General features: G+C 72.4%; 9 protein-coding genes and 1 pseudogene. 5 read left to right on the top strand and 5 right to left on the bottom strand.

Translation table 11 applies throughout. The features are described 5' to 3' along the window. Positions 1–659: 659 nt before the first annotated feature. Together ACFVST_RS20950 and ACFVST_RS20945 are read right to left on the bottom strand one after the other, a co-directional pair. The gene (locus ACFVST_RS20950; protein ID WP_390154004.1) at positions 660–2522 is read right to left on the bottom strand and encodes an ABC transporter ATP-binding protein; all 1863 of its coding nucleotides are present in this window, start codon (positions 2520–2522) and stop codon (positions 660–662) included. Then, on the bottom strand, positions 2519–4342 hold the full coding sequence (locus tag ACFVST_RS20945; RefSeq protein ID WP_390154001.1) for an ABC transporter ATP-binding protein: 1824 nt from the start codon (positions 4340–4342) through the stop codon (positions 2519–2521). The genes ACFVST_RS20950 and ACFVST_RS20945 overlap by 4 nt, the downstream gene beginning before the upstream one ends. 659 nt (positions 4343–5001) lie before the next feature. Between ACFVST_RS20945 and ACFVST_RS20940 the strand changes: the two genes are divergently transcribed. The 4 genes from ACFVST_RS20940 (at position 5002) to ACFVST_RS20925 (ending at position 9087) form a co-directional block, all read left to right on the top strand. Beyond that, positions 5002–6138, top strand: coding sequence for an Ig-like domain-containing protein (locus ACFVST_RS20940; RefSeq protein ID WP_390154051.1), 1137 nt, complete (start codon positions 5002–5004; stop codon positions 6136–6138). A gap of 69 nt (positions 6139–6207) precedes the next feature. Continuing rightward, positions 6208–6975 carry an enoyl-CoA hydratase/isomerase family protein gene (locus tag ACFVST_RS20935; RefSeq protein WP_390153998.1) on the top strand — a complete coding sequence of 256 codons (768 nt, stop codon included), beginning with the start codon at positions 6208–6210 and terminating at the stop codon, positions 6973–6975. Positions 6976–7284: 309 nt separating this feature from the next. After that, entirely contained in the window at positions 7285–7788 is a 504-nt protein-coding gene (locus ACFVST_RS20930; protein WP_390153996.1) for an ATP-binding protein, read from the top strand. Positions 7789–8229: 441 nt separating this feature from the next. Continuing rightward, positions 8230–9087 (top strand): polysaccharide deacetylase family protein, encoded by an 858-nt coding sequence (locus ACFVST_RS20925; RefSeq protein WP_390153994.1) that lies wholly within the window; start codon positions 8230–8232, stop codon positions 9085–9087. 168 nt (positions 9088–9255) lie between these two features. On the opposite strand, the pseudogene ACFVST_RS20920 reads toward ACFVST_RS20925, so the two are convergent. Both ACFVST_RS20920 and ACFVST_RS20915 read right to left on the bottom strand, forming a co-directional pair. Continuing rightward, positions 9256–9395 (bottom strand): annotated as a pseudogene (locus tag ACFVST_RS20920) (ABC transporter ATP-binding protein); the annotation flags it as partial. Next, positions 9396–9953, bottom strand: coding sequence for a GH25 family lysozyme (locus ACFVST_RS20915; protein WP_390153991.1), 558 nt, complete (start codon positions 9951–9953; stop codon positions 9396–9398). It abuts the pseudogene before it with no gap. 367 nt (positions 9954–10320) lie between these two features. On the opposite strand from ACFVST_RS20915, the gene ACFVST_RS20910 reads away from it, so the two are divergent. Next, positions 10321–10974 carry a heme oxygenase (biliverdin-producing) gene (locus ACFVST_RS20910; protein WP_390153989.1) on the top strand — a complete coding sequence of 218 codons (654 nt, stop codon included), beginning with the start codon at positions 10321–10323 and terminating at the stop codon, positions 10972–10974. On the opposite strand, the gene ACFVST_RS20905 is transcribed toward ACFVST_RS20910, so the two are convergent. Further along, positions 10964–11809: an ABC transporter permease gene (locus ACFVST_RS20905; RefSeq protein WP_390153986.1), complete on the bottom strand. Its 846-nt coding sequence runs from the start codon at positions 11807–11809 to the stop codon at positions 10964–10966. The genes ACFVST_RS20910 and ACFVST_RS20905 overlap by 11 nt on opposite strands. Between the last annotated feature and the right edge of the window lie 46 nt (positions 11810–11855).

Raw genomic sequence — 11855 nt, 5'->3', positions numbered from 1 at the left:
GGCCGCGACTTGGACGGCCGAGGGGGGACCGGACGACGGGTGGCCGTCCGGGCACAGCAGGGCGGAGCGAGGTGCAGGTACCTGGTGCGGCGCGCCGGGCCGCGGCGGGGCGTGGCGGGGCGCGGCAGAGCACGGCCGGTGGGCCGGCCGCGGTTGGCGGTCGAAAGGGTCCGCGGTGCGTGGCCGGTGAGGCCGAACGGAAGAGTGACAGTCCTGTGGTGAAGTTGTCAGGACCGCGTCAGCACATTGGCCGGAAATTGCTGCCGGTACTGATCGGTACGTTCGTTATACGGAATCGATACCCGTGAGTAACGCGCGGTCGGTGTGCGGTCGGTGTGCACCGTTCGCATCCGCGAGCGGTGTGCGCTGGTGACGGTCGGCCGGTGCTCGGGTTCGCCCGGACCGTCCGCCCGACTCCCGTAACGTTCCCAGTGGTTGGGCGGGGTTCCGGAGGTCGGGCGGGGTGTCGGCGGGTCCGGGCGGGCGGCGTCCGGACCCTGAGCATCCGGGAAGTGTGGCTGCCGGAATCGGTGACGGTCGGTGACCGCGAGGTGGGTGCGGACCCCCGGATCGGGCATGGAGCGGTTCCGTCCGATTGTGTTTCGGTTGAAACCGCTGGCCGGAAAACGACTACGGCGCGAAGGGTGGATTTGCCCCGTTCAGCCCGCGAGGCTGTCCCGCCAGGCGCGGTGCAGCTCGGAGAACGCGCCCTCGCCCGCGATGAGTTCGGCCGGCGGACCGTCCTCCACGATCCGCCCGCCCTCCATCACCAGCACCCGGTCCGCGATCTCCACCGTGGACAACCGGTGCGCGATCACCACCGCCGTACGCCCCCGCAGCACCGTGTCCATCGCGCGCTGCACCGCCCGCTCACCCGGCACATCCAGCGAACTCGTCGCCTCGTCCAGGATCAGCACCGCCGGATCCGCCAGCAGCGCCCGCGCGAACGCCACCAACTGCCGCTGCCCCGCGGAGATCCGGCCGCCCCGCTTGCGTACATCCGTGTCGTAGCCGTCCGGCAGCGAGGCGATGAAGTCATGCGCCCCGATCTCCTTCGCCGCCTGCTCGATCTCGGCGCGGGAGGCGTCCGGGCGGCCGATGGCGATGTTCTCCGCGACCGTGCCGGAGAAGAGGAACGCCTCCTGCGTCACCATCACCACCCCGCGCCGCAGCTCCGCCCCCGACAGCCGCCCCAGCTCCACCCCGTCCAGCAGCACCCGGCCCGAGGTCGGGTCGTAGAACCGGGCCAGCAGCTTCGCCAGCGTCGACTTGCCCGCCCCCGTCGAACCCACCACCGCCACCGTCTGCCCCGCCGGCAGCGTCAGATCGAACCGCGGCAGCACCTCACCACCCGTCCGGTACGCGAACCGCACCCCCTCGAACTCCACGGTGCGGCCCGGCCGTTCGGAGGCACGGGCCGGCAGGGCGAGCGGCTCGGCGGGCTCCGGCACCGACGGGACCTGGGCCAGCAGCCCGGCGATCTTCTCCAGGGAAGCGGCCGCCGACTGGTAGGAGTTGAGGAACATCCCCATCTGGTCGATCGGGTCGTACAGCCGCCGCAGATACAGCACCGCCGCCGCCAGCACCCCCAGCGCCAGCGAACCCGACGCCACCCGGTATCCGCCCCACAGCACGATCGCCGCCACCGCGGTGTTCGCCACCAGCCGGGAGCCCACCACATAGCGGGCCATCTCCAGCAGGGCGTCCCCGTTGACCCGCTCATGGCGGCGGTTGAGCCGGGCGAACGCCTCCTCGTTGGCCCGCTCCCGGCGGAAGGCGCGCACCGGGCGGATCCCGTTCATGGTCTCGGTGAACTTCACGATGACCGAGGCGATCGCCGTCGACCGGTGCCGGAACACCTCCGTTACCCGCCGCCGGTACCGCCGCACCAGCAGATACAGCGGGCCGAACGAGGCCACCGCCACCGCGCCCAGACCCAGATCGAGCCAGAGCAGCATCACCGCGATGGACACGAACGACAGGACGACGGTGAGGAGTTCCTGGAGCCCTTCGCCCAGCAGCTCCCGCAGCGACTCCACGTCCGTGGTGGCCCGTGAGATCAGCCGGCCCGAGGTGTACCGCTCATGGAAGTCGACACTGAGGGCCTGCGCCTGGCGGAAGATACGGCCCCGCAGATCCAGCAGCGCGTCCTGGTTGACCCGGGCGGCCACCACCCGGAAGCCCCACTGGAGCCCGCCCGAGGCCAGCGCCGCCAGCCCGTACCCGGCGCCCACCGCGGCCAGCGGCCCGTACCGCTGGTCCGCCGCGGCCGGCACCCCGCGGTCGATCGCGTACGCCACCAGCAGCGGCCCGGCCTGTACGGCGGCCTGCTGGAGCACCAGCAGGACCGCCGCCAGCACCACCCGGCCCCGCATCGGCGCCAGCAGCGAACGCAGCAGCGCCCCGGTGGCGCCCGGCGGAGCGGGCAGCGCGTCCCCGTCGAAGGGGTCGCCGCCGGGGGACGGCGCCGGGCCGGGCTCCTCGTCCTCGGGGCGGGGTGCGGTGGCGGCGGGCGCGGTCATCCGGACGGGACCTCTCTCGGCGTCGACGGCCCGGACCCGGCACCCGGGCCGGGGGCGGTGGTGCCCGACATCAGCCAGGCGTACTCGGCGGAGGAGCGCAGCAGTTGCTGATGGGTGCCGACGGCGGTGATACGGCCGCCGGACAGCAGCGCCACCCGGTCCGCGAGCAGCACCGTCGACGGGCGGTGCGCCACCACCAGCGCCGTGGTGTCCGCCAGCACCCGCCGCAGCGCCGCCTCCACCAGCGCCTCGGTGTGCACGTCCAGCGCGGACAGCGGGTCGTCCAGCACCAGGAAACGGGGCGCGCCCGCCACCGCACGGGCCAGCGCCAGCCGCTGCCGCTGCCCGCCGCTCAGACTGAGGCCCTGCTCGCCGACCTGCGTGCCGGTGCCCTCCGGCAGCCCGTACGCGAAACCCGCCTGGGCCACGGCGAGGGCGCGCGTCAACTCCGCCTCGCCCGCCCCCGGTTGGGCACCCATCAGGACGTTCTCCGCGACCGGGGCGGAGAACAGTGTCGGCTCCTCGAAGGCGACCGACACCAGGGACCGCAGCCGCTCGCGCGGCATCGCGGTGATGTCCTCGCCGTCCAGGGTGATCCGGCCGCCGGTCGGCTCGTACAGCCGGGGCAGCAGCGCGGTGAGCGTCGTCTTGCCGCTGCCCGTCGCCCCGACCAGGGCCACCGTCTCGCCCGGCGCGATCCGCAGATCCACCCCGTCCAGTACCGGCGGCGCCCCGGCGGGCGCGTCCGGGTACCGGAACACCACCCCCTCGAAGCGGATGCCGTCCCCCGGGACGCCGCCGTCTGCCGGCTCCTCGGCGGTCTCCAACTCGGGCCGCTCGTCCAGCACTTCGAAGTAGCGGCGGGTGGCCGAGGCCGCGTCCTGGCTGATGGCGAGGAGGAAGCCGATGGACTCGATGGGCCAGCGCAGCGCCAGCGCCGTCGACAGGAACGCCACCAAAGTGCCGGCGGAGAGCGAGCCGTGCGCCACCTGGAGCGCGCCCAGCACCAGGGCCGCGCCCAGCGCCAGCTCCGGCAGCGTCACGATCACCGCCCAGATCCCGCCCAGCAGCCGCGCCTTCGCCAACTCGGTGCCGCGCAGCGTGCCGGACAGCGCGTGGAACGCCCGCGCCTGACTGCGGTGCCGGCCGAAGCCCTTGATGACGCGGATACCGAGCACCGCCTCCTCGACCAGCGTGGTCAGATCGCCCACCTGGTCCTGCGCCTGCCGGGCCACCCGCGAGAAACGCCGCTCGAAGACACCGCACAGCACCATCAGCGGCACCGCCGGCGCCAGCAGCACCAGCCCGAGGCCCCACTGCTGCGCCAGCAGGATCGCCACACCGATGACGATGGTGGTGCCGTTGACCACCAGAAAGGTCAGCGGGAAGGCGAGGAACATCCGCAGCAGCATCAGATCCGTGGTGCCGCGGGAGAGCAACTGGCCCGAGGGCCAACGGTCGTGGAAGGCGACCGGCAGCCGCTGCAACCGCTCGTACAGCGAGCCGCGCATGGTGGCCTCGACGCCGGCGAGCGGGCGGGCCACCAGCCAGCGCCGCAGCCCGAAGAGGCCCGCCTCCGCCACCCCGAGCAGCAGCAGGTACAGCGCGCCCAGCCACACCCCGGACGGATCCCGCTGTGCCACCGGCCCGTCCACCATCCACTTGAGCACCAGCGGGATCACCAGGCCGATGCTGGACGCGGCGGTGGCGGTCACCGCGGCGAGCCCCAACCGCCCGCGCACCGGCCGCACAAACGGCCACAACCGCAGCAGGCTGCGCACAGCGGACGGGTGGCCGGTCGGTACAGGGGTCTCGGACATCACAGGGAGCCTACGGATCACCACTGACAGTGCCACCGAATTTCCCGGCCGCCCCCTGCGGGTCCAAGTGCCGGGCGGGCGGCTGGAGTCGGCGCGGGTGGTGCGGGTACGGGACGCGCGGGCGGAGCCGGTGCCCGGCCGGATCGCCGCGGACGGCCTGAGCTGGCGCCCCACCGGCCCCGGCCGGCTCGCCACTGCGGCCCGCCACACGCCTGGTTCTTCGACCGCGGCCTCGTCGGCGATGTGGTCCGGGTGGTCAACTCCGCGGACCGCACTGTCCGTCCTGACAACGGCCTCAGCGGCTGGAACCTCGGCTGGCGCCGCTGGCGCGCCGGCTCCGCCGCCCGCTGAACGCTCCCGCCGGCCCTGTGCGGCGCGTCAACCCCGTACCGCCCCCGTGTCACCCGTGAGTTGGGACTGAACGGTGACATCCGCGGGGATTGCACGGCGCGCCCGGTGTGGTTAATTGACGCTGAGTGCGCCTGGGGGCGCGTGGTGCGGGCCTTGACCAGGCCGTGCGAGGGGAGAGGGACGTGTACGGGGACGGTCGGGACGGGCGGATACCGGGTGCCGCGGCAGCGCTGCGGCGGCGGGTACGGGGGATCGGAGGGCGGGGCGGCGGCCGGTGGGCGCCGGCCGTGCTGTGCGGGGCGCTGTTGATGCCGCTGGCGGCGTGCGGCGGTTCGGGCACCGGCGACGACGGCAAGTCCGACCGGGCGGACGGGGGCAACGCACCGTCCCGGGCGGTGGTGACGATAGCCCCGCGCAACGGTGCCGACGATGTGGACACCACCGGCGCGCTGCGGGTCACCGCACAGCAGGGCAAGCTCACCGAGGTGACGGTGGAGGACTCCAAGGGCCACGCGGTGCCCGGGTCCCTCGCCGCCGACGGCAAGCGGTGGACACCGAGCCGGCACCTCGCCGCCGGTACCGCGTACAAGGTGCACGCCGTCGCCAAGGACGCCGCGGGCCGGGCCTCCGCGAAGGAGGCCGCGTTCACCACACTGGTGCCGCAGAACACCTTCACCGGCACCTTCACCCCGGAGGACGGCTCCACCGTCGGCGTCGGGATGCCCTTCTCGGTGCACTTCACCCGCGGCATCACCCACCCCGAGGACGTGCGCCGCGCGATCCGGGTGACCACCGAGCCCAAGGTCGAGGTGGCCGGCCACTGGTTCGGCAACGACCGGCTCGACTTCCGCCCCGAGCGGTACTGGAAGGCCGGCACCCGGGTCACCGTCCGGATGGACCTGGACGGGGTCGAGGGGCGCCCCGGGGTGTACGGCAAGCAGGTCAGGACGGTGCGCTTCACCGTCGGCCGCAGCCAGGTGTCCACCGTCGACGCGAAGAAGCACACCATGAAGGTGCGCCGGGACGGCAAGGTGCTGCGCACCATCCCGATCACCGCGGGCGGCCCCGGCACCACCACCTACAACGGGCAGATGGTGATCAGCGAGAAGCTGCGGGTGACCCGGATGAACGGCGACACCGTGGGCTTCGGCGGCGAGTACGACATCAAGGACGTGCCGCACGCGATGCGCCTCTCCACCTCCGGCACCTTCATCCACGGCAACTACTGGTCGGGCGGCGCCTTCGGCAACTACAACGCCAGCCACGGCTGCGTCGGGCTGCGGGACGTACGGGGCGGTTACGACGGCAAGCAGCCCGCGGCCTGGTTCTTCGACCACTCGATGATCGGCGACGTGGTGGAGGTGAAGCACTCCCAGGACAAGCAGATCCAGCCGGACAACGGCCTCAACGGCTGGAACATGCCCTGGGGCGAGTGGAAGAGCTGAGCCGCGGGTGTGACGAGGTGTGACGAGGACGACGCGGCCTGCGCCGTTAACGGCGGCTAACCTGCTGCCATGACTGTGCATCTCGAAGTAGCCGACGGTGTCGGCACGTTGCGCCTCGACCGCCCCCCGATGAACGCGCTGGACATCGCCCTCCAGGACCGCCTGAAGGAGCTGGCCGAGGAGGTCACCCACCGCGAGGATGTGCGCGCGGTGGTCCTCTACGGCGGCGAGAAGGTGTTCGCGGCCGGCGCGGACATCAAGGAGATGCAGGCCATGGACCACACCGCGATGGTGGTGCGGTCCCGGGCGCTGCAGGAGTCGTTCACCGCGGTGGCCCGCATCCCCAAGCCGGTGGTCGCGGCCGTCACCGGCTACGCGCTGGGCGGGGGCTGCGAGTTGGCGCTCTGCGCGGACTTCCGGATCGCCGCGGACAACGCCAAGCTGGGCCAGCCGGAGATCCTGCTCGGGCTGATCCCGGGCGCGGGCGGCACCCAGCGGCTGGCCCGGCTGATCGGCCCGTCCAAGGCGAAGGACCTGATCTTCACCGGCCGCCAGGTGAAGGCCGAGGAGGCGCTGGGCCTCGGCCTGGTGGACCGGCTGGCCCCGGCCGCCGAGGTGTACGAGCAGGCGCACGCCTGGGCGGCGCGGCTGGCGAAGGGCCCGGCGCTGGCGCTGCGGGCGGCGAAGGAGTGCGTGGACGCGGGCCTGGAGACCGATCTGGAGTCGGGGCTCGCCGTCGAACGCACCTGGTTCGCGGGCCTGTTCGCCACCGAGGACCGGGAGCGCGGGATGCGCAGCTTCGTCGAGGACGGTCCCGGCAAGGCCGTCTTCCGCTGAACCACGGGTGCTCAGCGGGTGATCAGCGTGTGATCAACGGCCCCGTTCCGTGTCCGTCGTCGCGGCGGGTACGGGCGGGGTCCCTCGTTGGAGCGGTTCGGCCGGACGGTAACGGAATAGTAAAACTTCATGTGGCGGAGTTGTGTGCGCGGCGTCGGGTGCGGTGCGTCATTGCAGCTCAGATGGGATGTTCTGGGTGCCGATCTGCCGGTGGCATATTCCGCTCGGCATCAATGGAAGATCCTCTTCCGCCCCGTCGATTCCACTGGAACGGCCACGGCACCCTCGTCCGGCCTTCATGATGGGGGCATGACGGGGCTGGAAGGTGTCGAACAGTCACCGGCGCGAGCCGGTACGACCGTGCCGCGGTGGTCGCCGGCAGTGGAGGACGAACGGGGCGTCAAGTCCCTTGAGCTGTACGGGAATCCGGCCGAGCGTGAGGTGCGGCTGCCGTCCCGTCCCGAGTCCGCGGCCGTCGCCCGCCGGCTCGCCCAGATCGTGATCCTCCGTCAGTGGGGCATGGGCCCGAAGATCGCCGAGGACGTCGTCCTCCTCGTCTCCGAACTCGTCGGCAACGCGGTACGGCACACCGGGGCACGGGAGTTCGGTCTGCGGATGCTGCGGCGGCGCGGCTGGCTGCGGGTGGAGGTCAAGGACCCCTCGCGCGGGCTGCCCTGTCTGATGCCGGTCCAGCCGCTCGACGTCTCGGGCCGCGGCCTCTTCCTGGTGGACCGGCTCGCGGACCGCTGGGGCGTGGATCTGCTGCCCCTCGGCAAGACCACCTGGTTCGAACTGCGGCTGACCGAACGCTGACGGCCACCGGGGCCGATGCTCCCCGGCCGTCACCGGGCGCGGCCGTCACCGGACGCACAGAAGCCCCCGTTCTCACCCGGTGGGGCGCCGCGGGGGCTTCTGTGGTGGGCCGCGGACCAGGGGGGTGGTGTCCACGGCGGCCGGTGACGACCTGACCCGGATCGAGGGAGGTCGTGTACGGACGACTATGGCAGAGGCGTCTCCGGTCCCCGAAATCGACAATTCGGGCGAATGTGAATCAAGCGCCCGGGGTGACGGGTGGATCTCTGGTGACATGGGCCACTTTCCTGGAAAACCCCGGCAATCATCCCGGCCGTGGACGGATAGGAAGGTCATCCGCCCTGGGGGCCGGTCCGGGCGGGGAGCCGGGCTCCGCCCTTCGGGTGGGCCGCGAAATCCCCTGAACCGCCCATAGTCGCCCCACCGCCATTAAATGGGCGAGTGACCACACCACCGCCTCCCACCGACCGGTCCCGCCCCGCCCCGCCTCCCGCCGACCGCACCACCACCCGCCGTACCGCGCTGCGGGCCGGAGCCGGTCTCGCCGCCGCCGGTCTGCTCACCGCGGGCTGCGCCACCGGCCGCTCCGCGCCCGCACCCCCGGCCCGTCCCGAAGCACCCGGCCACCCCACCACCTCGGCGCCCCGCCCCGCGTTCACCCGCACACCCCCCGCCAACGGCCCGCACCGCTTCCCCGGGAGCCCCGCGCAGATCGGCCACGGCCCCCGCGACCGTCCGCTGATCGCGCTCACCTTCCAGGGTCAGGGCGACCCGGCGCCGGCCCGGAAGCTGCTCTCCGCCGCGGAACGGGCCGGGGCCAGGGTCACCGTGCTCGCCGTCGGCACCTGGCTCGACCAGCACCCGGAGATGGCCCGCCGCATCCTCGACGGCGGTCACGACCTCGGCAACCACACCCTGCACCACCAGGCCGTCAACGAACTCTCCGAGGCCGGGGCGCGCGCCGAGATCACCGGCTGCGCGGACCGGCTGCGGCGGCTCACCGGCTCCATCGGAAGCTGGTTCCGCCCCTCCCGCGCCCGCTACGCCAGCCCCCTGGTGGAACGCCTCGCCCGCACCGCCGGCTACCCGCACCTGCTCTCCTACGATGTGGACTCCCTGGACCACACCGCACCGGGGCCGCAGCAGATCATCGACCGCGTCACCGGCCAGGCCCGCCCCGGATCCGTGGTCAGCCTGCACCTCGGCCACGAGGACACCGCCACCGCGCTCCCCGGCCTCCTCGACGCACTCCACCGCCGCGGGCTGCGCCCGGTGACGGCCACCGAACTGCTGAGCTGAGGTCAACTGACCTGGATCGTATGGCGGTTCAGCACCGTCACCAGCATCGTCGCCAGGTTGCGGGATGCCTCAACTCGTCCAGCGCACACAGCAGTTGCTCCCGCCCTGGCAGGTCTTGGCCGTGTCACGAGGCCAGCCCCCCCAGCGTGCCGGTCAACTGTTCCGCCCGCTCCCGCTGTCACCCGTCAGCACCACATCCCGCACCCGCAGCGGATGGCGCGGGTCGACATGGCTCACACGGGCGCGCGACTCCCGCAGATCGACGGTCCCAGGGCGCGCCCCGCCACCTCGACCCGGCCCCGGGCGGGTCAGCCGTTGCCGGTGGCCCACTTGTGCATCGCGGCGCGGCTGGAGAAGTCCGCCAGGTTCTTGTCCAGCGGGGTGCTGGTGTACTGGTGGATGCGCCACTTCGCCTTGATGCGCGGCTTGCCCGCCGTCACATAGTCCGCGATCCACAGCCCGTCGCCCGCGTACGAGGTGGTGTCGACGTTCAGCCAGAAGTCCCGGTTGGTGTAGAGCAGGACCTTGTGCTGCGGGCGCAGGCGTTTGACCTCGTGGATGAAGGCGTCCTTCTCCGCGTTGCTGGCGTGCGAGCCCTCACCGGTGCGTTCCCAGTCGACGCAGAGCAGGTCCTCCACATGCGAGGCGCACTTCTCCACGAAGTACGCGGCCTGCGCCTTGATGTGGCCCGGCCACAGGAAGTGGTAGAAGCCGACGACGCAGCCCGCGTCCCGGGCCCGCTTGGCCTGCGCCGCCTGCCGCGGGTTGATGTACGAACGGCCCTCCGTGGCCTTGATGATGACGAACGACACCCCGTCGGTGTCGAACGACGACTGGTAGGAACTTACGTCGATGCCGTGCAGCATCCCGCACCGCCTCCTGATCCCCGTTGACTTACCTCTCGGGTCCTAGCGTTCCCCATGACACAAGCCACGACCCCTGCCTTTTCGCCCTACGGGTGACCATCGCCCACCAGTCCGAGGGATACCCGCGATCCCGCTGACGCAGAGTCAACTTCGGTCCAGAGAACGGGACTTGCTCCGGGCGGGCGCGCGCGTGGGCGACCTGTGGCACTTGGTGTCTTTTGTCTGTTATGTGCCATGCGATCGGATTGGTTCTGGAATTTTACCGACATGCTGTCAGTAAAAGCCTTGACTTAGGTGACCCTAAACTTGAAGACTCGGGGTGTCCCAGCGAGAGGCGACTGGTCTCTCACCGACGCCCGGAGGTCCCATGACCGCGACGCCGTTCTCCACGCTCATCCGCACCGCCTCCGCCGAGGCCCACACCGAGGCGGAGAACTCGACCTTTATGAGCGACCTGCTGGGCGGTCGCCTCGGGGTCACCGCCTACGCCCGCTACACCGAGCAACTCTGGTTCGTCTACCGGGCGTTGGAGGAGGACGTGGCGGCGCTGCGGGAGGATCCGGTGGCCGGGCCCTTCCTGGTGCCGGAGCTGGCGCGGCTGGCGGAGCTGGAGCGGGATCTGGCCCATCTGCGCGGGCCGGGCTGGCGTGACAGCCTTCGCCCGCTGCCGGCCACCGAGGCCTACGCGGCCCGGATCGCCGAGTGCGCCCGCACCTGGCCCGGCGGCTATGTCGCCCACCACTACACGCGCTATCTGGGCGACCTGTCCGGCGGACAGGTCATCCGCGGCCGCGCCGAGCAGGCCTGGGGCTTCGAACGGCGGGGCGACGGGGTGCGCTTCTACGTCTTCGAGCAGATCGCGAACCCCGCCGCGTTCAAGCGCTCCTACCGTGCTCTGCTGGACGCGGTGCCCGCGGACGAGCTGGAGCGCCAGCGGATCGCCACGGAGTGCAAGCGGGCCTTCGCGCTGAACACCGCGGTCTTCCGGGAGTTGGGCGAGGAGTTCCCGCTCAGCGCCTGAGCCGGCCCACCCCGCGCCGAGGCCGTTCCCGCTTCACTGCCGTGCCCGTTCCGCCGCGGGCCGGGGCGGTGAGGCGGGAGCGGGCGATCAGTTCCAGGGTGAGGGTGACGGCCACGGCCTGGACGGCCATGAGGGCGACGAGGACGAAGAGTTGGACGGCCCCGGCGGTGAGGGCGTCGGCCCCGCCGAGCAGCATTCCGACGAACGCGCCGGGCAGCGTGACCAGCCCGACCGTCCGGGTCTGGTCAAGCCCCGGGACGAGGGCCTCGGACGCGGCGGGCCGGGCGATCTCGATCCGCGCCTCCCGCTCGGTGAGTCCCAGGGCGAGGCCCGCCTCGACCTCCCCGTGCCGCTGTTCCAGCGCGGCCAGGCTCTGGCGCCCGGCGAGCACGGTCGCGGTGAGTGCGCCGCCGATGAGGATGCCGGTCACCGGGATGAGCGCGATGCCCCGTACCGGCAGCAGTCCGGTGGCCAGGAGCAGGGCGACGGTCGGTACGACACCGGCGGCGATCGGCAGGGCCGCCCACCACCAGGTGCGGTCGGAGGTGAGCCTGCGTCCCGCGGTGCGCACGGCGACGGCGTACATCAGCAGCAGGAACGCGGGGAGTCCGGTGCCGGAGCGGACGATCCAGCCGATGACGGCGGAGACGGCGGCCAGTTGGACCGCCGCGCGTATCCCGGCGGTCAGCACCTGGCGGGCCCGGCCGAAGCCCTGGTCCGGGGAGAGCCGGGCCGCCGCGGTGACCGCGACCGCCAGGGCGAGCAGCACCCCGAGGACCCAGCCCAGCGCCGCGTCGACCGGCAGCAGTGCGGCAGCGGCGGAGTTCACGGGCATGGGCATCACTCACCGTCCGGGGTCGCCGTCCGGGCCGACGGGCGCG

The organism is Streptomyces sp. NPDC058045, from assembly GCF_042885635.1.
Lineage (GTDB): Bacteria > Actinomycetota > Actinomycetes > Streptomycetales > Streptomycetaceae > Streptomyces.
This window is presented reverse-complemented; position numbering and strand designations above follow the sequence as displayed.